Origin of the sequence: uncultured Sanguibacteroides sp., assembly GCF_900543425.1 — a bacterium.
Taxonomy (GTDB): domain Bacteria; phylum Bacteroidota; class Bacteroidia; order Bacteroidales; family Marinifilaceae; genus Gabonibacter.
The window spans coordinates 1-26,454 of sequence record NZ_UQRQ01000027.1; the positions used below are offsets into that span (position 1 = coordinate 1).

The 26,454-nt window shown below is 41.4% G+C and carries 21 protein-coding genes; 20 read left to right on the forward strand and 1 reads right to left on the reverse strand.

Annotation, left to right across the window (positions count from 1 at the left end):
• Window positions 1–439 precede the first annotated feature (439 nt).
• The 4 genes from QZR76_RS12165 (at window position 440) to QZR76_RS12180 (ending at window position 3,392) form a co-directional block, all read left to right on the forward strand.
• Window positions 440–913: a Dps family protein gene (locus QZR76_RS12165; protein ID WP_294143083.1), complete on the forward strand. Its 474-nt coding sequence runs from the start codon at window positions 440–442 to the stop codon at window positions 911–913.
• 179 nt (window positions 914–1,092) lie between these two features.
• The gene (locus QZR76_RS12170) at window positions 1,093–1,971 is read left to right on the forward strand and encodes a TonB family protein (protein ID WP_294143084.1); all 879 of its coding nucleotides are present in this window, start codon (window positions 1,093–1,095) and stop codon (window positions 1,969–1,971) included.
• A gap of 183 nt (window positions 1,972–2,154) precedes the next feature.
• Window positions 2,155–3,066 (forward strand): J domain-containing protein, encoded by a 912-nt coding sequence (locus QZR76_RS12175; protein WP_294143085.1) that lies wholly within the window; start codon window positions 2,155–2,157, stop codon window positions 3,064–3,066.
• A gap of 11 nt (window positions 3,067–3,077) precedes the next feature.
• Window positions 3,078–3,392 (forward strand): chaperone modulator CbpM, encoded by a 315-nt coding sequence (locus tag QZR76_RS12180; RefSeq protein ID WP_294143086.1) that lies wholly within the window; start codon window positions 3,078–3,080, stop codon window positions 3,390–3,392.
• Between the two features lie 86 nt (window positions 3,393–3,478).
• On the opposite strand, the gene QZR76_RS12185 is transcribed toward QZR76_RS12180, so the two are convergent.
• A complete protein-coding gene (locus tag QZR76_RS12185; RefSeq protein WP_294143087.1) occupies window positions 3,479–4,402 on the reverse strand; it encodes a DMT family transporter in 924 nt (307 codons plus the stop codon).
• A 284-nt stretch (window positions 4,403–4,686) separates the two neighbouring features.
• Between QZR76_RS12185 and QZR76_RS12190 the strand changes: the two genes are divergently transcribed.
• From QZR76_RS12190 to QZR76_RS12265, 16 genes are all read left to right on the forward strand, one after another.
• On the forward strand, window positions 4,687–5,907 hold the full coding sequence (locus tag QZR76_RS12190) for a dicarboxylate/amino acid:cation symporter (protein ID WP_294143088.1): 1,221 nt from the start codon (window positions 4,687–4,689) through the stop codon (window positions 5,905–5,907).
• Window positions 5,908–6,192: 285 nt separating this feature from the next.
• Complete coding sequence (locus tag QZR76_RS12195) at window positions 6,193–7,647, forward strand: hypothetical protein (RefSeq protein ID WP_294143089.1); 1,455 nt, start codon at window positions 6,193–6,195, stop codon at window positions 7,645–7,647.
• A gap of 11 nt (window positions 7,648–7,658) precedes the next feature.
• A complete protein-coding gene (locus QZR76_RS12200; RefSeq protein ID WP_294143090.1) occupies window positions 7,659–8,042 on the forward strand; it encodes a hypothetical protein in 384 nt (127 codons plus the stop codon).
• Window positions 8,043–8,053: 11 nt separating this feature from the next.
• Complete coding sequence (locus QZR76_RS12205) at window positions 8,054–8,434, forward strand: hypothetical protein (protein ID WP_294143091.1); 381 nt, start codon at window positions 8,054–8,056, stop codon at window positions 8,432–8,434.
• A gap of 194 nt (window positions 8,435–8,628) precedes the next feature.
• Window positions 8,629–9,228 carry a TetR/AcrR family transcriptional regulator gene (locus tag QZR76_RS12210; protein ID WP_294143092.1) on the forward strand — a complete coding sequence of 200 codons (600 nt, stop codon included), beginning with the start codon at window positions 8,629–8,631 and terminating at the stop codon, window positions 9,226–9,228.
• The gene (locus QZR76_RS12215) at window positions 9,225–9,827 is read left to right on the forward strand and encodes a TetR/AcrR family transcriptional regulator (protein ID WP_294143093.1); all 603 of its coding nucleotides are present in this window, start codon (window positions 9,225–9,227) and stop codon (window positions 9,825–9,827) included. Before QZR76_RS12210 ends, QZR76_RS12215 begins: the two co-directional genes overlap by 4 nt.
• Before the next feature lie 106 nt (window positions 9,828–9,933).
• A complete protein-coding gene (locus QZR76_RS12220; RefSeq protein ID WP_294143094.1) occupies window positions 9,934–11,370 on the forward strand; it encodes a TolC family protein in 1,437 nt (478 codons plus the stop codon).
• Window positions 11,371–11,396: 26 nt separating this feature from the next.
• Window positions 11,397–12,392: an HlyD family secretion protein gene (locus QZR76_RS12225; RefSeq protein ID WP_294143095.1), complete on the forward strand. Its 996-nt coding sequence runs from the start codon at window positions 11,397–11,399 to the stop codon at window positions 12,390–12,392.
• Between the two features lie 51 nt (window positions 12,393–12,443).
• Window positions 12,444–13,616, forward strand: a complete 1,173-nt coding sequence (locus QZR76_RS12230) for an ABC transporter permease (RefSeq protein WP_294143096.1) — start codon at window positions 12,444–12,446, stop codon at window positions 13,614–13,616.
• A 28-nt stretch (window positions 13,617–13,644) separates the two neighbouring features.
• The gene (locus QZR76_RS12235; protein ID WP_294143097.1) at window positions 13,645–14,814 is read left to right on the forward strand and encodes an ABC transporter permease; all 1,170 of its coding nucleotides are present in this window, start codon (window positions 13,645–13,647) and stop codon (window positions 14,812–14,814) included.
• A gap of 71 nt (window positions 14,815–14,885) precedes the next feature.
• The gene (locus QZR76_RS12240) at window positions 14,886–15,953 is read left to right on the forward strand and encodes an efflux RND transporter periplasmic adaptor subunit (protein ID WP_294143098.1); all 1,068 of its coding nucleotides are present in this window, start codon (window positions 14,886–14,888) and stop codon (window positions 15,951–15,953) included.
• On the forward strand, window positions 15,950–19,069 hold the full coding sequence (locus QZR76_RS12245) for an efflux RND transporter permease subunit (RefSeq protein WP_294143099.1): 3,120 nt from the start codon (window positions 15,950–15,952) through the stop codon (window positions 19,067–19,069). The genes QZR76_RS12240 and QZR76_RS12245 overlap by 4 nt, the downstream gene beginning before the upstream one ends.
• 34 nt (window positions 19,070–19,103) lie before the next feature.
• A complete protein-coding gene (locus QZR76_RS12250; protein ID WP_294143100.1) occupies window positions 19,104–20,513 on the forward strand; it encodes a TolC family protein in 1,410 nt (469 codons plus the stop codon).
• A 167-nt stretch (window positions 20,514–20,680) separates the two neighbouring features.
• Entirely contained in the window at window positions 20,681–21,760 is a 1,080-nt protein-coding gene (locus QZR76_RS12255; protein WP_294143101.1) for an efflux RND transporter periplasmic adaptor subunit, read from the forward strand.
• A 67-nt stretch (window positions 21,761–21,827) separates the two neighbouring features.
• Complete coding sequence (locus QZR76_RS12260) at window positions 21,828–24,986, forward strand: efflux RND transporter permease subunit (RefSeq protein WP_294143102.1); 3,159 nt, start codon at window positions 21,828–21,830, stop codon at window positions 24,984–24,986.
• A gap of 43 nt (window positions 24,987–25,029) precedes the next feature.
• Window positions 25,030–26,448: a TolC family protein gene (locus tag QZR76_RS12265; protein ID WP_294143103.1), complete on the forward strand. Its 1,419-nt coding sequence runs from the start codon at window positions 25,030–25,032 to the stop codon at window positions 26,446–26,448.
• Window positions 26,449–26,454: the final 6 nt, after the last annotated feature.

Sequence of the window (26,454 nt, forward strand, 5' to 3'; positions counted from 1 at the left end):
CCCCGACCCTCTGGGTGTAAACCAGATGCTCTGAACCAACTGAGCTAAGCGCCCGTGCGACCTATCCGATTGCGGGTACAAATGTACAGCAAATTCCGGATTCTCCAAATGATTGGAGGATTTTTTTTTTGAAAATGTAATTAGATCTTTTGCGTAAAGGTACGTTTTACATGTGGTTTTTGTTTTTTACGGGTAAACGGAAGAGAACAGATATAAAGAATGAAATATAAAATCGTGTGGATATAACTAATTTTCTATTGGAAACGTAAAAAATATAGTTTGATTTTTATAAAATGTAAATATAATTGTTTGAATATCAATGTTTATAAATGTTGTATATATTTATGTAGATGTAATTGATTTGATTTATGTGAATAAGCGGCTTACATTTGTAACAGAAAAAATAATAAGAATATAAACAAATTAAAAATAAATGAATATGAAAACAAATTTTATTGGATTAGACGCAGAAAAATCAAAAGAAATCGTGAATCAATTGAATGATCTTTTGGCTAATTACCAAATATTCTATCAAAATTTAAGAGGTTTCCATTGGAATATCAAAGGTAAGTTATTTTTCGGCTTACATGCAAAATTTGAAGAATATTATCGGGATGCGATAGAAAAAGTGGATGAAATAGCAGAGCGTATTCTTGCTTTGGGAGAAACTCCGCTTCACGCTTATTCCGATTATATGAAGAAATCTGAGATTAAAGAGGTTGTTGGGGTAAGTGATCCGAATACTTGTATAGAGGATATCATTAAGAATTTATTAATTCTTTTGAAGAAAGAACATCAGATTATGGTTTTGGCAGCCGAGGCTGGAGACGATGGGACGCAGGATATGATTAATCCTTATATTTCCGAGCAAGAAAAGACTTTATGGATGCTTCGTGCATATTTAAATGAATAGTTAAGTTTTGAATTTGAGTGATAACCGTCCGATGTAAATATCGGGCGGTTATTTTTTTATAAAGGGGGGAGGAAAATTTATAAAAGACCTAAATTTATAAGGGACAATTAGCAATTTTGTGATATAAATTGTAAGTTTACCTGATTTTTATAAAAAGAATTCCAAATAAATAAACAACTATGAATCATTTGAAGATGTATTACAATTTAGCTAAAACGGGAATAGTTTTAGGAATGATGATGTTTGTCGGCTATATGTCGGAAGCGCAAGCCGCTGGAATGCGATTGGTCGATGAGGATACGACGATATGCGTGGTTGTCGACCAGAATCCCGTGTTTAAAGGAAATATGAATCAATGGATAGGAGAGAATGTAGTTTATCCGGAAGATGCCAAAAAAGAGGGGATTGAAGGACGGGTTTATATCTCTTTCATCGTGGAGAAGGACGGGTCGATTACCCATGTAATGGTTGCTCGTTCGGTACACCCGTTATTGGATGAAGAAGGCGTTCGGGTCATGTCTATGATGCCCAAATGGTCTCCGGCTTTGCTGGAGGGAAAACCGGTACGTTTTATGATGACTTATCCGATCACCTTTAAAATGCAGGTTGAAGAGGCTCCGCAATTGACTTATGAGCAATACATAGAGAATTTGGCCAAAGAGAAAGAGGCATTGGCGACGGAAAAGGCTTTGCCGGCTGAAGAACAAGCCAAGCGGGTAGAGGGATTAAAAAAAGAGTTAGGTGACGATGCTACCGTGTATGATTTGATGCTGAATAGATGTAATGAAATTAAGGGAGAGATTGACAGTCGGGTAAAGGAGGAGGCCAAAATACTAAAATTAAAGAAGGCCGATGCAAAATTATTGGCTCAAATTTATCAAAAAGAGATCGATGGGAAAATAGCTTTAATCAATAATTTTGGGAAAGATCAGTTTATTAGTAAATATGTAGCCGGAGAGGTAGGAATGAGAAAATTAGAATTCGATAAGATCGTGGAGATCCAGTCTTTGTTGAAAGATAAATTCAAAACCTATTTTGAACAGATTATTTTGAAATAATAGGTTCGGGGTATTAAAATACAAGGGACTACTGACTTTTTGTCGGTGTCCCTTTTTTATATGCCAAATTTTACGTTTAAGGGTTTTCGGTTTGTTTTATCCGAACAGTAAATGAATTTTTCACGTATAAGTGTTGTTAGGTACGGTATTTGTTATTTATATAACGTCTAAATTAATGAAAGCATGGCCTATATAGATTACTACAAAATTCTGGGGGTAGATAAAAATGCTTCTCAGGACGATATTAAGAAAGCGTTTAAAAAATTAGCGCGAAAACATCATCCCGATTTAAACCCGAATGATCCGAATGCGCAGCAGCGATTTCAGGAAATCAACGAGGCAAACGAGGTGTTGAGTGATCCTGAAAAGAGGAAGAAATACGATCAATACGGGGAGAATTGGAAACATGCCGATGAGTTTGAAGCTCAGAAACAGCGATACGGACAGCAGGGAGGTTTTGGAGGAGGTTCTTATCAGTGGTCTTCGGACGGAGGTTTTTCCGGTATGGGCGGAGACGGGGAATTCTCGGATTTTTTCGAATCTTTGTTCGGTTCCCGCCGGGGAAGAGGAGGAGGACCTGCCGGTTTTCGCGGGCAGGATTATAATGCCGAATTGCATCTGAACTTGAGGGATGCGGCTAAAACACATAAACAGGTATTGAGTGTAAACGGGAAAAATATCCGAATTACGGTTCCTGCCGGGATTGCGGACGGGCAAACCATAAAGTTGAAAGGACAGGGAGGGCCGGGTGTAAACGGAGGACCTGCCGGAGATCTGTATATTACCTTCGTGATTGCGGAGGATTCGACATTCAGACGCTTGGGCGATGATTTGTACGTGACGGCACCATTGAACTTATACACGGCTATATTGGGCGGAGAACAAATGGTTGAAACGCTGGACGGTAAGGTAAAACTGAAAGTAAAACCGGGGACTCAAAATAACGCTAAAGTTAGGTTGCGGGGAAAAGGTTTTCCGGTATATAAACAAGATGGAAAATACGGAGATCTGATCGTGACCTATTCCGTGGAAATTCCGACGAATTTGACGGAGAAGCAGAAAGAGTTGTTTAAAGAAATTCAGGGATTAAATTAAAAGACACCGCTATGGAAACAGATTTGATAATTGTTAGTGAATACTGTCAGAAATGCCATATAGATCCCTCGTTCATCGTGTTGCTGGAGGATGGAGGGCTTATCGATGTCCGAATCATTGGAGGTGAACACTATTTGCAGCTTTCTCAGTTACAAGAGTTGGAAAGATATACCCGGATGTATTACGATCTGTCTATTAACATCGAAGGAATAGATGCGATTCGTCATTTATTGGGCCGGGTGAAGGATATGCAATGCGAAATCGATCGATTAAAACAAGAACTTCGATTGTTTCGTTCCGGAAAGATAGAGTATTTGGAAGATTGATTTTTAGTACGATAATAATGCTGTATACCGCATACCGATTTTGGGATGCGGTATTTGCTTTTATAAAGAAGGAGGAATATAATGATTTATTGTTTCTCTTCCTGTTCGAGATCTTCCCGGGACTTACTTTGGGTAACGAAGTAAACACCCGTAAAGACTAAGATTGCGGCTACCGGTTTATCCCAGGTCAGGCTATCCTGCCCGATTAGGATAGCCACGACAGAAGCGATAAGAGGTTGGGCGTAATTATACATGCTGATCGTGGTTGGCCGGATTCGCTTCAGAGCAACAGGGATCAGGAAATAAGCGAGGAAGGTGGCTCCGAATACGACATAAAAGAGGCTTAGGATAGCATTCCAGGTCGTTTCGGCGGTAAAGACCTTGGCTTCCTGTATGTCCGTAATACTGAACGGAATCGTGAGTAAAGTGGAAAAAAGAAACATCCACTTCATTAGGGTGACCGGAGAGTAACGTTGGGCGATGGGCCGGGAGATTACCAGATAGGTGGCGTAACTGACAACGCTCAGGAAACAATAGAGATTACCGAGTAACGAACTGCCCTGTCCCGCGGAAGCAGATGCCGATTGCCAGATAATCAACAAGGCACCACAGGCCCCGATAAATACACCTCCCGCTTTTTTAGAGGTGATAGGTTCTTTTAGTATTAAAGCAGAAATGATCATGACGACCACGGGATTCATGGTGACGATAAGTCCCGCGTCGATAGGAGAGGTCATACCTAACCCGACGATAAAAAAGAGTTGGTTGACCGTGGTTCCGAGTACGGCACAAAAAAACAGAATTAATAGATCTTTTTTAGTAACTTTCTCGTTTATAAAGAAAATGGAAACAAGCCAGAAAGCAATGGCTCCAAAAGCCATACGCGCGAAGGTAAGTCCCATGGGACTGATCCATTCCGGCATCAATGTTTTGGCGATCGGAATGTTCAGGCCGAAAAGAATGTTTGCGGAGAAGATGGCAATATGCCCGTGCCATTTATCTTTTGTCATGGATTACGTTCTTAATTTATTGCGAAAATACTCTTTTTTAAACAGATTGTTCATGAGTGGTTTAAAAAATAGGAGGAAAAAAGGCTTAACAAGCAAAGCATTATTTTTTCTTATTTCTTTTTATGAACAAGGGTGTTGCGTAATAGATAAAGGGGTATTATTTTGGACGGGTTAAAAATTAATGTGATACGAATTGGTGGTAACGTATTTGGAGTGATAGAATTTTTACAAGTAAACGGGGATGAGGGTGCGGCTGATTCGTGGAAAATAAATGATAGAAAAATATGAAAAAAAAGAGATTGGGTTTGTTACCGAAGGTGGCAATAGCTATAGTACTCGGTGTGGTTTGTGGCTTCTTTTTTCCGGATTGGTTAGTTCGGATCTTTTTGACGGTAAACGGATTGTTCGGAAATTTCTTGGGATTTATTATTCCTTTGTTGATATTGGGATTGGTGGCTCCCGGTATTGCCGATGTGGGTAAAGGAGCGGGACGTCTGTTAGTGTTTACCGCTCTTCTGGCCTATGGTTTTACTATTTTCTCGGGCTTTTTTACCTATTTTACCTGTGATTTGTCTTACCCGTGGTTGCTCGATTCGGCGGAACAATTGCATCCTTTGGAGGCGACGGGTGGAGAGGCTTTAACTCCCTATTTTACAGTAGCTATGCCGCCGTTGATGGATGTGATGACCTCTTTGATCCTGGCTTTTACCTTGGGATTGGGAATGTCTGTTATTAACGGGATCACGTTGAAAGGGGCCATGGAAGATTTTAAGGATATTATCAATAAGGTAATCGTGGGTATTATTATTCCTTTATTGCCTCTTTATATTTTCGGTATTTTTTTAAACATTACTAATTCCGGTCAGGTTTCCGGGGTAATGGGAGTATTCTTGAAGATAATCGTTGTGATCTTTATCATGACTATTGTTTTGTTGTTTATCCAGTTTTTTATAGCGGGGACCGTTTCCAAGTCGAATCCGTTCCGACTTTTCAGAAATATGTTACCGGCTTATATGACAGCATTGGGAACACAATCTTCTGCGGCCACCATCCCGGTGACGTTGGAACAGACGATAAAGAACGGAGTCAACCGGGAAGTTGCCAATTTTGTGATTCCGCTTTGTGCGACTATTCACCTTTCCGGAAGTACGATGAAGATCGTTGCCTGTGCGATGGCTATTATGTTGATGTCCGGTATGGATATTTCTTTCGGACAGTTTGCCGGGTTTATTCTTATGTTGGGGATTGCCATGGTGGCGGCTCCGGGAGTTCCCGGCGGGGCGATCATGGCGGCTTTGGGATTATTGCAGTCCATGTTGGGTTTTGACGAAACGGCTCAGGGATTGATGATCGCCTTGTATATTGCGATGGATAGTTTCGGAACGGCTTGTAACGTGACCGGCGACGGAGCAATCGCCGTAATTATGAATCGCATCAGCAAATATGAATTAAAAGCTCATCCGGGAACCCGGGAAGAGTTGGAAGAGATCGTTTCGGTAGAGTAAGACAACGGATTGTTTTTTTATACGTCAATAGGCCGCCTGTTATTCGGGCGGCTTATTGACGTATAGGCATTCGTGTAATATAGGATGATTCTGGATTTGTGATTCGATTTGATTCTCGATTCTTTTTGCAGATAATTTTCTATTAAACAGTTAAATGTCCTCTTTGTGGTGTAAATAGAATTGTGTTTGTTGTTGATATTTGTTTTATAATATTTGCAATTGATAAAATAATTTACAATATTGCAATGAGTTTAGGTGGTATATTGTTAATTAAAAGCGAGTATTATGAAAAGAGTGATTTATTTTTGTATTATCTCTATTTTATTGTATGGATGTGTTCATGAGTTAGGAGAGACTAGTAAAGTTGAAAGTATTTATTATGATGGTGATAATAAAGCCGGATTAAATCTTGTTAAGAAACTTGATGAACAAAACCAAAAGGAAAAATTAGAAAAAATCCTTGAACTTAAGGATGTTCGGTTGGTATTGGACCACACTTGTTTTGGTATAGGGTTTCGGGAGGGATTACATTATCTTGTTCCCGTGCAAAATCGGGAGACAGGAGTAATTAACGGGTGTTTGATCTACAAAATAACAGATGATAAAAGAGAATCTTCAGAGTCGATAAAATTATCGGGAGAATTGCATTTAATAGATCAAAAAGAGTACGATGCTTTACCTTATGAATTTCAGGCTATGCGTTCTGTCTTTTTTCAAAAATGGCAGAACGAAGGTTTAACTGTTGAATCATCTTTATGTATGCCGAGGCAAGATTTTACGAAGAGTAAGACTGTGAATAACGGGGATGTGATTATTGAAAATAGCGTGGCCCGTGCTGTTGATCTGTTAGGTCCTGCATATCTCAGTCATATTGATTATTATATAGAAATTGAAAATGGAATAATAGACGGAGAGTCTGTTATATATGGAGTGAGTTATGAAACGAGAAAAGAAATATTTCTTAGAAATGGTCGTTTCCTTGTTCAAAGAATCCAAACATCAAAAATTCCTGACATTATTGTTGAAATGGAATGGGTCGAAATAATTTTGAATACTCACGGGCCTTTGACAGAAAAAAAGTATAGTGATGTATTGCAAGCATATATGAATAAATGTAAAGATTTTTTCAGGACCAAGGCTGGAGTGGTAAATGTTTATTATACTATTCATCTATTAGGTGGTTCGGGATCTTCTTCGGGAGGGAGTAGTGGTGGTTCGGGAGGAAGTGGTAGTTCAGGCAGTACTTCAGGTGAATATGAACATACGGAAGCGGAGTTGGCGGAATTAGGGATAGATTTGGAGACATTTCAGTTAGACCCTTATGATGAATATAAAAAATTAACGCAAGATGAAGTAATTTTAATTATGAGATTTCCTTTACAAGCATTGGAGATAAGGAAAAATGCTGGAATAGCGGAAAAAGAAACAAAAGCTATATTTGGAAAAAATGGAAGGCATGATAAAAGTGATGCTTTTCGACATTGTTATTTTAATATTTTAAACTCCATTAGTTGTGGTGTTGTATTGGCAAGACGTTTTGGAAATGCACATGAAGAGCGTTCGGATCAAAGTGCATTGGAAAAGAGAATGGATTTGCATAATAATAAAGTCGGATATGATATATTTAAAAAATATTCGGGTCTGGATAAAAGATCTGCCAGTGATAAAGCAATGGATGCCTTAAATAATGGCGATTTATTATATGAGAAAAATGGAGAACTTATTCCAACGAATCAATAAAAATAAGTAAGATGAAAAGAAAAAGAAATTTTTTAATTGTATTGTTTGTTTGTGTCATTTTATTGATCATCTACAATTATAGTGGTATAGAATTATTTAGTTCTTACGAGAAGGAGTTCGTAATCGAAAATCAGGAGGTCTGGCATCAACAGCTTTCTTTTAAAAAGTCGCTTTCGTTGGGGCGTGCTTTAGTAAAATTGAAAGGAGATGTAGAGGGTGATCTTGAATTTATTTATAGTGATGGAGAAAATGAGTGGAAAGTAGATATTTCTCAGCAGGAAGTCAATCGTTATAGAGGGACTTCGTTTTCGTATGATTGGTATTCGGAAGACATGACTGTAACAATAAAGTCAAAGAAAGGTAAAATCAAAAAGTTAAAGGTATTTTTTGATTAATATTAGTAAGTATGAAAAAGAAGTGCGTTATTTTAATTTCACTATTTGTCAGTTTTGTCTTATTTATGCTCTATATGGATAGTGGTATTCGTTTTTTTAAAACGTATGAAAAAGAATTTTTTATAGAGAATCAGACTATCTGGCATCAACAATTTTCTTTTAAAAAGGAGTCTATGTCCAGTATTTCTGTCAAATTGAAAGGAGAGGTGGATGGAGATCTCGAACTGATTCTCGGTGATGGAGAGCAAGAGCGGAAAATAGATATTCCTCAACGGAAGGTAAATCGTTACACGGGGATCTCTTTTATTTATGATTGGTATTCGAAAGAGGTAACGGTGACAATACAATCAAAAAAGGGTAAGATAAAAGAGTTGAGAGCGTATTTTGATTAGTTTTCATAATAGGTGTTTTAATGTTAGAGAAAAAGGTCGCTTCGCCATTTGGACGAAACGACCTTTTTGATTTTTATAAGGTAAACTATTGGTCGGGCAGATGAGGTTGATTTTTTAGTTTTTATCGTTTATAACCGTTGGATTCCATTTTTTTATATATTTGCAGGTATATTTAGCATACCAAAAAGTATAAAATGGTTGAGTTGCGAGAAGAAATTATCAGTAAATCGTTTGTGCAATTCCTGACGAGGGGCTATAAAGCGTGTTCTCTAAAAGATTTGGAGCAGGCTACCGGTTTGACGAAAGGGGCTTTTTATTACTATTTTAAGGATAAAAAAGAGATACTGAAGGCAGGGATTGAGAAATATTTTACCGTTATGCGTGAAATCGAGGATAAGGAGTTGGTCCGGATTTCTTCTTTACGGGAATTTTTCGGATTGGTATTGCAGTATAAGGAGGAGAGTGCCGATCTTTCGAAAAAATTATTCAATACCTACGTGATCGAGGTCTTGTTTTTCCAATTGGTACTGGAAGTAGCTTCGCTGTTTCCTGAGTTTAGGGAGCGGATATACGGTGTTTCCAAAAATCGATTAGCCTGTTGGGAATATATTATTTTGAAGGCAAAGGAAAAAGGTGAAATCCGGGAAACCTTAGATACATCCGTGTTAGCGAGAAATTTAATGTCCGTATCGATCAGTATGTTGAATTTGGAGTTCGAGGAGGCGGATATGAAATTTATTTTTTCGGATATGCGGATGCAGTTTGAACAATATTATCTGTTGATAAAAAAATGAATAGTACCAGGGAAACGATCATTGAAACGGCTTTCTTGCTTTTTTTGAAGCGGGGCTATAAAGCTGTGACCTTATCGGATTTGGAACGAGCCGTAGGGATAACGAAGGGTACGTTTTATTACCACTTTACCAATAAGGAAGAGGTATTGAAAGAGGGCATCCGCGAATACTATCGTTTGTTGAACCGGAAGAGGATGGAGGAGTTTAAGCAGATACACTCGTTACGTGAGTTTATAGATGTGACGATACGGCATTTGTTGGAAATTGATAATTATAGTGCTAAAAGTTTTGATAGCGATATTCCGGAAATTTTATGCCTTTCGCTATTGGTGGAAGTGATTTCCATTTATCCCGAGTTTCGGGAAGTGGTGTTGAATACGAAAGTTTCCTGGTTATCCAAATTGGAACAATTGATATTGCAGGCAAAGAAAGAGGGAGAAGTGAGGGATGACGTGGACACCTCTATTTTGGCAAAGAATTTGCTGAACATAGGGGTCGGAGTGATCAACTATCTGATCATGCATCAGGATATTTCGTATGCATTATCAGCCGTTCGGTCGCAGTACGAGCAATTATACTCCTTGGTAAAAGCGGAGTAATTTTTTTAGAAAACTACATACCGGAAAGTATAATAAAAAGAGAAGAAATGACGTAGAACATTGAAATCGGTTTTTATTAATGTTCACATAACTAATGTTTAAAGATATGAGAAGGGTTATTTTTAGTTTTGTTTTTGTGTTCGTGTTGATGAATTTGTACGCCCAGCGGGAAATGAGCTTAGAAGATTTTCGACGTTTGGCAATAGAGAATAATAAAAATTTGAAAATAGCCGATGAAGAGATACGTGCAAGCCGGGAGCAGAGAAGAGAAGCTTTCACGAAATATTTGCCCGGAATCGATGCTATGGGTACCTATATGCGGAATCAAAAGGAGATCAATCTTTTGGCTGAGGATGCTCATCTGCCTGTCGGTACGATAGAGAATGGAAAGTTTACCTTCCGGCCGGATCAATTGATGTCGGGGCCGGATGGAAAACCGATCGTGGTGAACGGTCAATATGTTCCGAAAGATTATGCATTGTTGCCCAAAAGTGCCATGACGGTTGACGAACGTAATCTGGCCGTATTGCAGGTCGGGTTGACGCAGCCGATTTATATGGGTGGAAAAATTCGAGCTTATAATCAGATGGCGGGGTTATCCGAGAAGTTGGCGGAGAGTAATCGATCTCAGGAGTTACAGAACATTATCGTTGCCACGGATGAAGCCTATTGGCAGATTGTCTCTTTGGTGAGTCGGAAGCAGATGGCGGAGAAATACGTGGAGACTTTGAAAAAATTTGAACACGATGTATTGTTGATGGAAGAGACCGGAGTGGCGACGAAAGCGGATGTACTTTCCGTAAAGGTAAAATTGAATCAGGGAGAGATGATTTTGACAAAGGTGGAAGACGGATTAAGTCTATCGCGTATGGTATTGAACCAGATTTGTGGATTACCGATCGATACGGTAATTCCTTTGAGGGAAGAGCATATGGATATGAAAATAAAGGAGGTTTCCGATGTGGATATCCAGCAGGTTTTTAATCGTCGGCCCGAGGTTGCCAGCTTGACTTTGGCAACCGATATCTACAAGAAAAAAGAGAAAATTGCGTTATCGGAATATTTGCCGACCGTTGCTTTGATGGCCAACTGGTTTGCCAGCACGCCCTCTTTTTATGATGGGATCAGTTCTAAATTCGATGGGATGTGGAGCGTTGGTATCGGGATAAAGGCTCCGATTTTTCATTGGGGAGCTTCCCGGAAAAGTTTGAGGCACGCGAAGGCCCAGACGAACATAATGAATTATAAGTTGCAGGAAGCGAAAGAAAAAATCGAGTTGCAAGTGAATCAATCCGAGTTTAAGGTTAAGGAAGTAGCCAAAAAGTTGGAGATGGCACGTAAAAACATGGAAAAAGCGGAAGAGAATCTTCGATTTGCCAACTTGGGATTTCAGGAAGGAACGATTCCGGTGTTAAACGTATTGGAAGCACAGACGGCTTGGTTGTCGGCCAACGCCGAACTAATCGATACACAGATAGAGGCGAAATTGAGTGAGGTTTATCTGCAAAAAGCATACGGAACCTTGTTGGAGGTTGATAAATAAGGTATAACTATAATTACGATATGGTGATGAAAAATGAAAAAAAGGAAAACGGTAAGGTAAAGATTTTTGCCGGAATTGTTTTAATCGTCCTTTTGGTAGGAGTTTTCGGTTTTATTTTTAGGAAACCGCTTCCGGAAATCATACAGGGAGAAGCGGAAGCGAATGAGGTCAGGATTTCCGGGAAGGTACCCGGGAGAATTGCCCTTTTCTTGGTGGATGAAGGGGATCGGGTTCGAAAGGGTGATACGGTCGCTATTCTGGATAGTCCGGAGGTGATAGCAAAGTATTCACAGGCTCGTGCGGCGGAAGAGGCGGCACAAGCATTAAGCGATAAAGCCCAGAAAGGAGCCCGGGAGGAAAAGATTACCATGGCATTTCAGACCTGGAGAAAGGCTCAGGCTGCTTTAGATGTAGCTAAGAAGTCTTATGAGCGCGTACAAAGGTTATTCGAAAACGGAGTTATGTCGGCTCAGAAAAGGGATGAGGCAGAAGCGAATTATAAAGCGATGTTAGCTACGGAGCAAGCGGCGCAAGCTCAATACGAAATGGCCATAAACGGAGCGGAGAAAGAGGATAAATTAGCTGCAGAGGCTCAGGTAAACCGGGCCAAAGGTGCTGTGGCCGAGGTCGGTTCATACGTGAACGAGACATTCTTAATTTCTCCGATAGACGGCGAGATATCCGAACGCTATCCTCACGTGGGAGAATTGGTCGGAACGGGTTCTCCGGTCATGGACGTATTGGATTTGTCCGATACATGGGTTGTTTTTAATGTTCGGGAAGATTTGTTGAAGGATTTGCAAATGGGAGCTACTTTCAAGGCCTATGTGCCGGCTTTGGATAATAAGGAGATTACTCTGAAGGTAACCCGGATGAAAGATATGGGAAGTTATGCGGCTTGGAGGGCAACCAAAACGACCGGACAATACGATGCTAAAACTTTTGAGATTAAGGCTGTACCGACGGAACCGGTAGAGGGTTTACGTCCGGGGATGAGTGTGTTGAAAAAGGCGAGGGATTAAATTGCCGGAAAGCGGAAGTCGTTTGTTGAAGATCTTAAATCATAAATAGAGATGCAAAAAGATATACGGGCATTGTGGGAGTTGATGAAGAGAGAGTTTCGAATTCTCTCCGGGCGTTGGCTGTATTGGTTTGTGATGGTAGTTGCCCCGATGTTTTGTTTCCTTTTTTTCATGGACTTACTGAAAGACGGTTTACCGACAGATTTACCGGTAGCCGTTGTCGATGAAGATAATACGGCTATGTCCCGTCAATTGATTCGTACATTGAACTCTTTTGCGCAATCGGAAGTTGTCATGCAGACGACCTCTTTTAAAGAGGCGAGAGAGGCTATGCAGAGGAGTGAGGTATACGGCATTTTCCATATCCCGGCAGATTTTAGACGGGATGTCTCCACGGGAAAAGAACCGGTTATCTCTTTTTACACGAATGATACCTATTTTCTTCCGGCCTCTTTGGTATACAAAGATATGAGAACACAGACATCTTTGGCTAACGGAGCGGTTCAGCAAACGTTATTGCTGGCCAAGGGAGAGGGAGGTCCCTTGTTGTCTGCCCGGTTGATGCCTGTTGCTTTGGATACTCATCCGTTAAATAACCCGTGGTTGAGTTATTCCATCTATTTAGCCAATTTTCTTTTACCGGCTTTTCTTTGCATGTTCGTGATGTTTATGACAGCATACAGCATCGGGGAAGAGGTGAAGCGGGGAACTTCCCGGAAGTGGTTGGAGATGGGACGGAACTCGATCGTATTATCATTGATGGGCAAGCTTATTCCTCAGGCTATTGTCTTTATTTGTATGGGGATGTTTTACTTGGCATTACTTTATGCTTATGCTCATTTCCCTTTGAATAGCGGTTTCTTCCCGATGTTTTTGGGGATGGTAATGATGGTATTGGCCTCTCAGGGGATAGCCTTATTTTTAACGGGACTGGTTCGGCGCAATCGAATCGCCTTGAGCGCTTGTGCTTTGTGGGGAGTACTTGCTTTTTCTATTTGTGGTTTTACTTATCCTGTCCGTTCCATGCCTTTTTTAGTTCAGGTAATGAGTAATCTTTTTCAAATGAGACATTATCTTTTGATTTACATCGATCAGGCCCTTAATGGTTTGGATATGATTTACTCCTGGCAGTCTTATGCCGCCTTATTGGTGTTTATGTTATTGCCGTTGTTGATTCTGAAAAAATTGAAATTGGATTTGTTGAAATTTAAATATATGCCGTGATCGGTAGAATGAATAATTTATTGAATGAATGATTGATTTCTGGAAAGATATATATTATGTTTTGAGGCGGGAGTTTTACATGATCTTCCGGGATCATGCCGTACTTACTTTTTTCGTGGCTCTTACCTTGGCTTATCCGATAACTTATGCCTACATCTATAGTAATGAGGTGGCACGGGAAATCCCGGTTGCCGTTGTAGACCAAGATAAATCGTCGGAAAGTCGGGAGTTTATCCGGAATTGGAATGCCACGGCAGGCGTGGATGTGGTGGCATATTGTAGTAATATGGAGGAGGCGAAAAAATTAATGTATCGGAAAGAGATCTATGGTATATTGGAGGTCCCGTCTGATTTTAGTAGGTGGTTGGCCAGAGGAGAGCAGGCTCATGTTTCGCTTTTTTGTGATATGAGTGCCTTGTTGAATTATAAGACTTTGTTGACGGCGGCCACGGACGTCTCTTTGGCTATGGGGAAAAAGATACAGGTGGATGGAATGGAGTACGCCTCGAAAATCCGGCAACAAGTAGCGGCTTCTCCGGTTAAAGTACGTGAAGTGAAAATGTATAATCCTCAAAGCGGGTTTACCTCTTTTCTTATTCCGGCTGTTTTGATTCTGGTAATACAGCAGTCGTTATTATTGGGAATGGGTACTATCGCGGGAACAGAAAGGGATCGAAACGTTAAAAAGCGAATGATTCCCCGGAACATACATTATCGTTATCCTTTGCGTGTCATATTGGGAAAGGGGTTGATCTATCTTCCGATCTATTTCGTGATGGGTTATTGGATTTTATTTATTGTCCCCCGTATATTCGGGATGACACAGATCGGGGCAAAGTCGGAACTCATGTGGTTTTTTCTGCCTTTTTTGCTTTCATGTGTCTTTTTTGCCATGACGCTCTCTTTTTTATCCAAAGAGCGGGAAATGCCTTATCTTTTATTTGTTTTTACCTCTGTTCCTTTGATGTTTATTTCCGGAATCTCTTGGCCTAAAACGGCGATTCCTGAATATTGGCTTTGGATAGGTAATGTATTTCCTTCTACTCATGGAATAAACGGTTTTATCTCTATCAATAATATGGGGGCAACTCTGTCTCAGGTCTCTTATGAGTTTTATAGCCTATGGGTTTTGACGTTTATTTATTTCGGATTGGCTTATTTTTTGTATAGGAAAGAAGTGGGAAAAATCTGGGGGTGAACGGATAACCCTAAGATGAAATGATTTTTTTTAGCGTGGTGGTTAATAAACGAATTATAAAAACAGCGTGTATGACGAATAAGTTTATTCTTCTAATGTTGAGTATGGTGTTATTTTTAGGGGCGTGTCGTACGTCAAAATCAGGCCGGACTCAGAGTAAAATGGTGGTGAAAGCGGATACGGTAAAAGACCATCAAGGGGAATTATCCATAGTGTATCCGGGAAAAATAAAGGCGGCTTCCGATGTAAATCTGGCTTTTCGAGTGGCTGGTCCTATTTTGAGAATGCCGTTAGAGGTAGGAGCTTTCGTGAAAAAAGGTACCTTAATCGCCGAAATAGATCCCCGGGATTATGAAATTCAGTTTTCTGCTACAGAAGCCGAATTTCGGCAAGTAAAGGGAGAAGCCGAGAGAGTGATCGAATTGTATAGACGGAAGAGTGTTCCCGTGAACGATTATGAAAAAGCCGTGTATGGTTTAAGGCAGATAACAGCTAAATACAATGCTCATAAAAATGCCTTGGAAGATACGCGTTTGCTGGCTCCGTTCGATGGGTATATCCAGAAAAAAATTTTTAATCCTCATGAGACGGTAAATGCCGGTATACCGGTAATCTCCATGATCAATAATACTTATTTCGATGTAGAGATCGATATTCCTTCGAGCGATTATGTTCGTCAGAATTTGTTCAAGTCTTTTTCTTGTACTATCGATGTTTTTCCGAATAAGGTTTTCCCTTTGGAATTGATAGAGGTTACTCGGAAAGCTAATTTAAACCAGCTCTATAAGATGCGTCTTCGTCTGAAACCGGAAAAGGGATTTGATATAGCTGCAGGGATGAGTGTAAACGTAAACATCGAATATAATCCTCAGATTAGTGAATTGACAATTATTCCGTTGTCTGCTATTTTTGAAAACAAGGGAGATTCAGCTGTTTGGGTATATAATCCTTCGACTCAAACTGTTTCTATGAGAGGGGTAAAACTTAGTAAATTACTGAAGGATGGAACCGCAATCGTCGCACAAGGATTGAAGGTGGGAGAGATCGTTATCTCGGCTGGAGTTCATGAGTTGAAAGAGGGAATGAAGGTCGAACTTTTGAAAGGAGTGTCATCGACTAACGTAGGAGGATTGCTATGAATTTGACGGAATACGCCTTGAATAACAGAGCACTGGTGAATTTCTTTATTGCCGTTCTCGTGATTGGCGGTGTTTTTGCTTTTATCTCTATGAGTAAATTGGAAGATCCGGAGATAAAGGTGAAACAGGCGATGATTCTTACTGTTTATCCCGGGGCTTCTGCACATCAGGTGGAGTTGGAAGTGACCGATGTGCTGGAAAAATCAATCCGTTCCATGGGAGCTATTTCCAGTATCGAATCCAAGTCTATGGCGGATATGTCTTTAATAACGGTGGAGTTGGAGAGTACAGTCAGTGGAGATGAATTGGAACAAAAGTGGGATATTTTACGGCGGAAGGTGACAAATGCTCAAGCCAGTTTACCGTCGGAAACCCGTCCTTCCGTGGTCATGGATGATTTTGGGGATGTGTACGGTATGTTTTACGCGATAACGACCGACGGTATACCCGATGACGAATTAATGGATTATGCCCAATTGGTAAAAAGGGAGTTACAGGATATTGCAGGGGTGCGTCGGGTAGAGTTGTACGGGGATCGAAAGTCTTGTATTAATATCGAGATTCTTCAAGATAAAATGGTGAATCTGGGCGTGCATCCGATGGAGGTTTTGGCTACATTAAATAATCAGAATAAAACCGTTTATCCCGGTTATTTTAATAGTGGGGACCAACGTATCCGGGTGGCCGTGAATGATAGCTATCACTCTATCGAGGATATTCAAGATTTAATTATTCAGGGACATGAGGGAGATCAACTGCGGTTACGGGATATTGCTACCGTCACCAAGGGATACGAGGAGCCCTCTCGTAACGAGATGCGCTATGATGGGAAACGTGCTTTCGGATTGGCCGTTTCAATGGAAAAAGGAGGAAACATCGTTTCATTGGGGGGAATTGTCGATAAAAAACTGGCAGATCTTAAGACTTCCCGGATTCCGGTGGGTATTGATTTTCATAAGGTCTTTTTTCAACCGGAACGGGTAAGTGATGCTATCGGTGTTTTTATGGTGAATCTGGTGGAATCGGTTGTTATCGTTATATTGATTCTGATGTTAACCATGGGTTTCCGGAGTGGCGTTATCATAGGAACTGGTCTGGTGATTATCGTATTGGGTTCTTTTGTGGTCCTCTATCTTTTTGACGGAACATTACAACGCGTTTCATTGGGATCATTAATTGTAGCGATGGGGATGCTGGTAGATAATGCCATTGTCATTGTGGATGGGATATTAGTGGATCTGGAACGGGGCATTAAACGTCCGGCGGCATTGACCAATATTACGAAGAAGACGGCCATGCCTTTGTTAGGGGCTACCTTGATAGCCATATTGGCTTTCTTCCCGATCTTTATTTCTCCGGATACAACGGGAGAGTATGTTCGGGATTTATTCATCGTATTGGCAGTTTCTCTGTTGTTGAGTTGGATATTGGCCTTGACGCAAATTCCTATTCACGCGGATAAATTATTGAAAATAAAACCGAAAGAAGGTGACGAGAAACTTTTTGACAGTAAAATATACCGTTTGTTTCGGACTTTCTTAACTTATATTTTATGGCATAAGAAATTAGCCGTTGTTGTTGTCGTCGTTTTATTAGGAATTACGGCTTATTGTTATCGTTATATCCCACAAGGATTTTTCCCTGATCTGAGTTATTCTCAGTTATACGTGGAATTTAAGATGCCGGAAGGAACCAGAATAGAGCGAGTGAAATCCGATTTAGCCGAAATCGAGCGTTATTTGTTGAATCGTTCGGATATTACTCACGTGACCACGAGTTTGGGAGGAACTCCTGCCCGGTATAATTTAGTGCGTTCTATTGCAGAACCGTCTATGAGTTACGGGGAGTTGATTGTAGATTATACCAGCCCCGATGCATTAAAAAGTTCTTTGTCGGAAATTCAGGATTATCTGACGACTCATTATCCGGATGCTTACGTGAGGATGAAGCGTTATAATCTTATGTACAAAAAGTTTCCGATTGAATTGATGTTCTCCGGTCCTGATCCTGCCGTTTTGAAAGAATTAACGGCTAAAGCCGAACGTATTATGCGTGATGAGCCGGCAGTTATGCTTGTCACGAGAGATTGGGATCCGATGGTGCCCGTGTTGATGGTAAATTATTATCAACCGATAGCCCGTTCCGCGGGACTTTCTCGTTCCGATGTGGGGTTGTCGATGTTGTCGGCGACGGATGGATTACCGGTAGGAGCTTATTACGAGGGAACCCGTTCATTACCTTTATACATGAAGAGCCGGAATAGTCAAGGAGAGAAAGTCGAGGCGCTGGATAATATTCCCGTGTGGAGCGTGATGCCTTCTACCTCCGCTTTCAATGAAGAGTCTTTGAAAGGGTTGTTGATGGGAACGACTTCGGGGGAAGAGTTATTGGCCCGCACCATAGGTTCTACTCCCTTGAATCAGGTTACCCGCGGGGTGAACATGAAATGGGAAGATCCGGTGGTTCGGCGATATAACGGACAACGGGCCATGCGAGCTCAATGCAATAATGCATTGGGATATACGGCCGAAAGTGCGAGAGTCCTTCTGGCCGGGAAAATAGATACGATCACTCTACCGGAGGGTTATACGATGCAATGGTTAGGGGAGCATAAGGCGAGTGGGGAATCGATGAAGTACCTTTTTGCCAACATCCCGTTAGCTATTATCCTGATGATTGCCATATTGATTATGCTATTTAAAGATTTCAAAAAACCGATCATTATTTTCTTGTGTTTACCCTTGGCAACTATCGGTATTGTGGCGGGAATGCTATTAAGCGGTAAAGAGTTCGGGTTTGTGGCTATCGTCGGAGCTCTCGGATTGATCGGGATGATGATCAAGAATGGAGTCGTATTGTTAGATGAGATCGGTTTGCAAATCGCTTCTGGAAAGAGTCAGTTGCAAGCGCTGTTGGATTCCTCTTCTTCCCGTTTCCGTCCGGTAATGATGGCTTCTTTGACGACTATATTGGGGATGATTCCGCTTTTGGGGGATGATATGTTCGGTTCTATGGCGGTGACTATTATGGGAGGATTATTGGTCGGGACAGTAATTACGTTAGTATTTATTCCGGTTTTATATGCCATCTTCTTTAAAGATCAAAAAGAGGAATGACGTTTTACGAATGATAAATTTAAATCAAAAAGAAATGCGCTTTTTATTTGTAATCATATTGTTGGCAGGTTTTATTCCGGTACAGGCTCAAATATCACTGGATTTAAAAAAATGCCGGGAAATGGCTTTGGAGAACAGTAAGAAAATAGCTATGGCAGCTCGACAGGTAGAGAAATCTACCTATGACGTGAAAAGTTACAGGGCTAATTTCTTACCGAAGGTTTCGGCCATGGGGATGTATGCCTATATGCAAAAAAAGTGGAAATTTAAGATTAACGGCGGTTATTTACCCACGTACATTCAGGATGGACAAGGAAATTTAGTCCCTAATTTATATCTCGATCCGACAACACATTTGCCCGTGATGGGGAAAGACGGCTTACCTTTTTTTAACGAGTATGCTTTTATGCCTGATATCAATTTGGCTTTGGGCTTACGGGGGATTTATACGGCGGGGGTATTGTTGGAACAACCTCTTTTTATGGGAGGAAAAGTGCGCTCGGCTTTCAGTATGGCAAAAATAGGAAAAGAGATGGCGGATTTGAATCAGGAATACAATCGAATGGAGGTGATTTTAGAGGCGGACGAGGTGTATTGGCAATACCTGAAGGTGTGTGAGTTAGTAGTTTCCGCCGAAAAGTATAAATCGGTCGTGGAAGAGTTGGTACATAACCTGAAAAATGCTTATGAAATTGGAATGAGTTCCCGGAATGATTTGTTGAAAGCACAGGTAAAACTGAATGAGGCTGAGCTTTTATTACAAAAGGCCATGAACGGTAAGTCATTGGCCAGTATGAATCTATGCCGGGTCGTCGGAATTGATTTTTATACGAAAGTACAGGTTAGCGATACTCTCCGGGAGGGGATGACTCCGGGGTTATTTGAGGCAAAGGCCGGCATCACGGGGCGCCCGGAATATAACCTGTTAGGGAAGGAGGTCGAGTTGAAGGGTAAAGAGGTGGAACTGACCCGTTCCGATTTTTTGCCTCAACTGGGAGTTTCTGCTTCTTACGGGTATTCCGATGGGATTACATTGAACGGACAGGGTTCGGGAATCTCTTCTTTCACGGCAATGGCTTCCCTGAAGATTCCGATTTACAACTGGGGGGAAGGTAGAAATAAAGTACGTTCCGTAAAAGCTGAAAAAGAGATGAGTCGCTTGAGACAGGAAGATATGGCACAGATGATGCAGTTAGAGGTTGCCAGGGCTCGTTTTAACGTGGAAGATGCGGTAACCCGGGTAACATTGACCCGCAAATCATTATCTCAGGCACAAGAGAATCTGACTGTCAGTAAGAATCAATATGAAGTGGGGATGGAAACATTAACCAACTATATGGAAGCACAGGCTCAATGGCAAAAAGCGTGGAGCGACTGGATCGATGCCAAAGCCGAGTTACGTTTAAGTGAAACTCGTTATTTGAAAGCAACAGGACAGTTATAAAGGTTCGTTCTGTTTTTTTAAATTCCTGAAATAGATATTTATTCTTGACAGTTTCAGGCTTTTATTATGTTGTGTAAAGGCGATACCTTTTTATAGAGTTTAGGAAAAGAAAGTGAAACATTTGTTTAGTCTTTTGAGTATATGGTTATGATCTTTAACTGTATATTATGAAGATGATGTTTTTTTCGGTATTGAAATGGGCTCCTGTGATAGGAGCTTTATTCGTAGTTGTATCCTGCCGTAGAGCTGCGCCGGGATTAGAGATTCCGCAATTGGTAAAAACGGCGGAGGTTCAAAAGTATGAGGGAGAATGTAGTACAAATTATCCGGGGAAAATAAAAGCGGCCTCGGATGTAAAATTGGCCTTCCGGGTTGCGGGTCCGATTATAAAATTTCAGGCAGAAATAGGAGAATACGTGAGAAAGGGGCAGATATTAGCTGAAATTGATCCCCGGGATTATAAATTGCAATTTGATGCCACGGCTGCCGAGTATAAACAGATAAAAGGAGAATCCGAGCGAATTATGGAACTTTATCGCCGAAAGAGCGTCCCGGTAAATGATTATGATAAGGCGGTAGCTGCGCTGAAACGGATTACGGCTCTTTATGAAGCGCATCGAAATGCTTTAAATGATACTAAATTACTGGCTCCTTTCGATGGGTATGTTCAAAAAAAGTTTTTTGATGCTCATGAAATCGTTAATCAGGGTCTGCCTGTATTATCCATGATCAATGATCATTATTTTGAGGTAGATATAGATATTCCATCGAGTGATTATATTCATCGGGAGAACTTCGTGAGTTTCTATTGTGTTGCGGATGTTTATTCGGGAGTAAAGATTCCGTTGGAGTTATTGGAAATCACACAGCAGGCTAATTACAATCAACTCTTTAAAGTCCGCTTCCGCCTGAAGCCGGAACAAAAATTGAATTTGGCAGCGGGGATGAGTGTTACTGTCACGATTGACTTTATGCCGGGAAAAGATGATCTGACCTTGGTCCCTATTTCCGCTCTTTTTCAGGAAGGTGGAAAATCGTATGTATGGTCTTATCAAAAAGAGGATGGAAAGGTAAACAGGTGTTTGGTAGAGATCGTTGAAATTCAGAAGGACGGAATGGTTTTGGTTCAATCGGAATTGTTACCCGGATCTTGGATCGTATCAGCTGGGGTCAATCGTTTAAAGGAGGGACAAAAGGTTCGTCAACTTCCTCCGGTATCGACTTCTAATGTTGGAAAACTTTTATAATGCTTTGTCGGTTACGGTTTATAAACTATTGTAACCGGCGGGTTGGCAACTTGTAATTTTATAAAATATGAATTTTACGGAATATGCATTAAAAAATAAAGCCTTAGTTTATTTTTTCGTCTTTGTGTTGGTGGTCGGAGGGATTTATTCGTTTTTTACAATGAGTAAATTAGAGGATCCGGCTATTACCGTGAAGCAGGCTTTGGTTGTAACCACTTTCCCGGGAGCCTCGGCTTATCAGGTCGAATTGGAGGTAACGGATGTTTTGGAGAAATCCATACGTTCCATGGGGGATTTGGATCATGTTTCTTCCCGTTCGATGGACGATTTATCGATGATCACGGTGGAACTGGGTAGTACGGTACCTTTGGCGGAGTTACAACAAAATTGGGATATTTTGAGACGGAAGGTGGCAAATGTTCAAGCTCAGTTACCGGAAGGTGCAAGTGCCTCTTTGGTAATGGATGATTTTGGGGATGTATACGGAATGTTTTATGCCATGACCTCGGATGGATTCGGCTATCAGGAGATGTCCGATTATGCCGAATTGGTTCGTCGTACGGTATTGGATATAGACGGGGTAAGTAGTGTGGATATATACGGAGAGCGGCAGGCTTGTATCAATATCGATATACGGGAAGATAAGATGGCCAATTTAGGGGTTCATCCAGCGGAGATTATCATGACGTTGAACGGGCAGAATAAGACGGTTTATTCCGGTTATTTTAATAGCGGAGAAAAGCGCGTGAGAGTAAATGTCGACGGAGCTTATAAGGCCATCGAGGATATTCGTAACCTTTTGATAAAGGGACATGAGCAGGATCAGATCCGGCTTTCGGATGTAGCGAATATCACGAAAGGGTACGTGGAGCCCCAGAGAGAAGGGTTGATCTATGATACGATTCCTGCTATTGCTATTTCTATTGCCATGGAAAAAGGAGGGAATATCATTCAACTGGGTAAAAAGGTGGATGAGAAATTGGCCGAATTGAAGCGAGAAATTATTCCGGCGGGGATTGATTTTCAAAAGGTGTTTTTCCAGCCTTCCCGGGTACAAAGTGCCATTAACGTATTTATGGTGAATTTGATAGAGTCTGTCCTAATCGTTATTCTGGTTGTGATGTTATCCATGGGCTTCCGGAGCGGTTATATCATCGGTGTCGGTTTGATCGTCGTGGTTTTAGGATCTTTCGTGATACTTCATATGATGCACGGAACGTTGCAACGGGTTTCGTTGGCGTCCTTTATCGTGGCTATGGGGATGCTGGTGGATAATGCTATCGTGATTACGGATGGGATATTGGTAGATTTGAAACGGGGGCTTAAGAAACCGGATGCTTTGGTAAATATTACCAAAAAGACAGCCTGGCCTTTGTTGGGGGCGACAACAATAGGAATCTTAACCTTCTTGCCGATTTATCTCTCTCCCGATACGACCGGTGAATATGTCCGGGATCTTTTTATCGTACTGGCGGTCTCTTTATGGTTGAGCTGGATCTTGGCCTTAGCCTATGTCCCGATTCAGGCAGACCGGGGATTAAAGGTAAATCCGGACAAGCAGGTTAGCGAAAAAGAGATGTACGATACGAGGGTATACCGGATGTTTAGAGGTGTATTACAGTTCTCCGTGTATAACCGGATTGGTGTTTTGGCTGCAACTGTCGTTTTGCTGTTGATTAGTGTATATATGTTTCGATATATAAAACAAGGATTTTTTCCGGATTTGAGTTACAATCAATTGTATATAGAATATAAGATGCCTTACGGGACGAATCCGCAAACGGTGAAAGAGGATTTGGCCTCTATCGAGCGTTATCTCTCTTCCCGTCCCGAGATCACGATGGTGACGACGAGTTTGGGTGGGACTCCTTCCCGGTATAATCTGGTTCGGACGGTGGCAGAACCGGCTTTGAGCTACGGGGAGTTGATCGTGGACTTTACTTCTCCGGAAACATTGAAGACTAATTTGAACGAGTTACAGCAATATTTATCGGAACATTATCCTTCGGCTTATGTACGCATGAAACAGTACAATCTGATGTATATGGACTATCCCGTGCAGTTTATGATCTCCGGTCCCGATCCGGCTGTTTTAAAACGGTTGTGTGCCCAAGTGGAAGAGATCATGAGGGATGATTCGACCACGATGTTGGTGACCAATGACTGGGGCCCCATGACTCCGACTTTAAACGTGGAGTATTATCAACCGATAGCCCGGGTGGCCAATCTTTCCCGCGAAGATGTCGGAATGGCTTTGTTGGCGACGACAGACGGTTTACCGGTGGGATCTTATTACGAGGGACAACACGGTTTACCGATTTATGTGAAAAGCGTGGGGCAGGATGGTCAACGTTTAAGCAAACTGGGAAATGTTCCGGTATGGAGTTTAGTTCCTTCCACGAATCTATTGAACATGGAAACCATAAAAGAGTTGATAAGCGGGATGATCTCGGCGGATGAGTTATTAACGTCGGCAATCGGTTCAACGCCTTTAAATCAGGCTACAAATGGAATAAGTGCGATTTGGGAGGTCCCTGTCGTACGTCGTTATAACGGTCAACGTTCTATTTCTGCCCAATGTAATAATGCTCCGGGGTATACGGCTAATGAAGTGCGAAACAGTCTTCTCGCCAAGATTGATACGATTCAGTTTCCTCCGGGATATACGACCGAATGGCAAGGAGAATATCTGGCCAGTACGCAATCCAAACAGTATCTATTTAAAAATGTTCCGGTTGCTATCGTTCTCGTGTTAGCGATCTTGATTGCACTTTTTAAAGATTTTAAGCGTCCCGCGATGATTTTGTTATGTTTACCGTTGGCGATTACCGGAGTTGTTTTCGGAATGTTATTGGCCGGAAAAGAGTTCGGTTTTGTTGCTATCGTGGGAGCACTCGGGCTTGTCGGGATGATGATCAAAAACGGCGTGGTATTGGTGGATGAGGTCGATATTCAGATCCGATCGGGGAAAGATCCTTTCCGGGCGTTGTTGGATGCTTCTTCTTCCCGGTTGCGTCCTGTATTTCTGGCCGCGATGACAACCATATTGGGAATGATTCCGTTGGTGAATGACGATATGTTTGGGGCCTTAGCCGTGACTATAATGGGAGGGTTATTTATTGGAACCGTGATTACGTTGGTTATTCTTCCGGTTCTTTATTCTCTCTTTTTGAATATCAAACATCCGAAACGGCAGAGAAAAGATTTTCATGTGGGATTAAGTTAAAAAAAAGAGTTTTGAAACAATAGAATTTAAATAATAGAAGAAAATGCGATTTTTATTCATGATCATATTGGCGTTGGGATTGAATCCGGTGAAAGCGCAAGTCGTGTTAAGTCTGGATCGATGTCGGGAAATGGCACTTGAGTATAGTCAGCAATTGGCAATTGCTCGTCAACAGGAAGAAAAAGCCGTTTGGACTAAAAAAGAGTATAGAGCTAATTACTATCCGAAACTTTCGCTTTCCGGTATTTATTTTTATAATCAGAAAAAGCAGGAATATAGCTTGGACGGGGGATATCTGCCGACCTATGTGCCCGGAGAGAATCAGAAGCTGGAACCGAATCTGGTTATCGGACCAGACGGAAAGCCTATGCTCGGACCGGATGGAAAGCCCGTGTTTAAAGAGTATGCTTTTTTACCGGATATTCCGATTTCCCTTTCGATGAGGGGAGTCTATATGGCAGGGATACAGTTACAACAACCGCTTTTTATGGGAGGAAAAATCCGGGCTGCTCATCAGGCTGCAAAGGCGGGGGAAATATTAGCAAAAGAGAACGTGCGCTTAAATCGTACACAAGTTCTTGTCGAACTCGAACAGGCTTATTGGCAATGTGTACGGATTCGGGAGCTGGTTCTTGTGGCGCAGAAATACAAAGAGGTTGTGGAGGAATTAGTAAAAAATCTGAAAGATGCTCAACAAACCGGTATGGTTTCTTTAAATAGTGTCTTAAAAGCACAGGTGAAGTTCAATGAGGCTGTTTTGCAATTACAGAAAGCCCAACACGGACAGGAGCTTTCCCGGATGAATCTTTGTCGTTTGGTCGGCTTGGATCTGGCAACAAGAATAGAATTGACGGATTCGTTATCCTCGACATTAAGTCCGCAAATATTGGCTTTGCCTGATCATTTGGAGCAACGTCCCGATTATAATATGCTGGAAAAAGAGATCGAAATGAAACGAAAGGAGGTCCGTGTCGTCCGTTCCGGTTTTTTACCTCAGGTTGGAGTCTCGGTAGGATATGGTTTTAGCGGGGGATTGGAATTAAACGGAGACGGAGCCCATGATCACTCTTTTAATGCATTGGCTTCGGTACAAATTCCCGTTTTCAACTGGGGGGAAGGCCGGAATAAGGTTCGTTCCGCGAAGGTCGATGAGGAGATAAGCCGTTTAAATAAAGAGAAGATGGCTGAATTAATGCAGTTGGAGATTGCCGGGAATCGATTTAAACTAAAGGATGCCCAAACCCGTATACAATTAACCCGGACTGCTTTGGCTCAGGCGGAAGAAAATTTGAAGATTACGACAAACCAATATGAAGTAGGGATGGATAATCTGACCGATTTGTTGGAAGCCCAGGCTCAGTGGCAGCAAGCATGGAGCGATTGGGTGGAGGCTAAAACGCAATTGAAACTGAGTGAAACCCAGTATCTGCAATCTATCGGATTATTGGAGGGGAAAAAATGAATATGA

What these genes read in the sequence shown, in the direction of transcription:
- QZR76_RS12210 (WP_294143092.1), top strand. Translation starts at nt 8,629, where the DNA reads ATGGTTGAGTTGCGAGAAGAAATTATCAGTAAATCGTTTGTGCAATTC.
- QZR76_RS12255 (WP_294143101.1), top strand. Translation starts at nt 20,681, where the DNA reads ATGAAGATGATGTTTTTTTCGGTATTGAAATGGGCTCCTGTGATAGGA.
- QZR76_RS12165 (WP_294143083.1), top strand. Translation starts at nt 440, where the DNA reads ATGAAAACAAATTTTATTGGATTAGACGCAGAAAAATCAAAAGAAATC.
- QZR76_RS12265 (WP_294143103.1), top strand. Translation starts at nt 25,030, where the DNA reads ATGCGATTTTTATTCATGATCATATTGGCGTTGGGATTGAATCCGGTG.
- QZR76_RS12225 (WP_294143095.1), top strand. Translation starts at nt 11,397, where the DNA reads ATGAAAAATGAAAAAAAGGAAAACGGTAAGGTAAAGATTTTTGCCGGA.
- QZR76_RS12175 (WP_294143085.1), top strand. Translation starts at nt 2,155, where the DNA reads ATGGCCTATATAGATTACTACAAAATTCTGGGGGTAGATAAAAATGCT.
- QZR76_RS12180 (WP_294143086.1), top strand. Translation starts at nt 3,078, where the DNA reads ATGGAAACAGATTTGATAATTGTTAGTGAATACTGTCAGAAATGCCAT.
- QZR76_RS12220 (WP_294143094.1), top strand. Translation starts at nt 9,934, where the DNA reads ATGAGAAGGGTTATTTTTAGTTTTGTTTTTGTGTTCGTGTTGATGAAT.
- QZR76_RS12245 (WP_294143099.1), top strand. Translation starts at nt 15,950, where the DNA reads ATGAATTTGACGGAATACGCCTTGAATAACAGAGCACTGGTGAATTTC.
- QZR76_RS12200 (WP_294143090.1), top strand. Translation starts at nt 7,659, where the DNA reads ATGAAAAGAAAAAGAAATTTTTTAATTGTATTGTTTGTTTGTGTCATT.
- QZR76_RS12230 (WP_294143096.1), top strand. Translation starts at nt 12,444, where the DNA reads ATGCAAAAAGATATACGGGCATTGTGGGAGTTGATGAAGAGAGAGTTT.
- QZR76_RS12205 (WP_294143091.1), top strand. Translation starts at nt 8,054, where the DNA reads ATGAAAAAGAAGTGCGTTATTTTAATTTCACTATTTGTCAGTTTTGTC.
- QZR76_RS12170 (WP_294143084.1), top strand. Translation starts at nt 1,093, where the DNA reads ATGAATCATTTGAAGATGTATTACAATTTAGCTAAAACGGGAATAGTT.
- QZR76_RS12190 (WP_294143088.1), top strand. Translation starts at nt 4,687, where the DNA reads ATGAAAAAAAAGAGATTGGGTTTGTTACCGAAGGTGGCAATAGCTATA.
- QZR76_RS12235 (WP_294143097.1), top strand. Translation starts at nt 13,645, where the DNA reads ATGATTGATTTCTGGAAAGATATATATTATGTTTTGAGGCGGGAGTTT.
- QZR76_RS12215 (WP_294143093.1), top strand. Translation starts at nt 9,225, where the DNA reads ATGAATAGTACCAGGGAAACGATCATTGAAACGGCTTTCTTGCTTTTT.
- QZR76_RS12260 (WP_294143102.1), top strand. Translation starts at nt 21,828, where the DNA reads ATGAATTTTACGGAATATGCATTAAAAAATAAAGCCTTAGTTTATTTT.
- QZR76_RS12195 (WP_294143089.1), top strand. Translation starts at nt 6,193, where the DNA reads ATGAAAAGAGTGATTTATTTTTGTATTATCTCTATTTTATTGTATGGA.
- QZR76_RS12185 (WP_294143087.1), bottom strand. Translation starts at nt 4,402, where the DNA reads ATGACAAAAGATAAATGGCACGGGCATATTGCCATCTTCTCCGCAAAC.
- QZR76_RS12250 (WP_294143100.1), top strand. Translation starts at nt 19,104, where the DNA reads ATGCGCTTTTTATTTGTAATCATATTGTTGGCAGGTTTTATTCCGGTA.
- QZR76_RS12240 (WP_294143098.1), top strand. Translation starts at nt 14,886, where the DNA reads ATGACGAATAAGTTTATTCTTCTAATGTTGAGTATGGTGTTATTTTTA.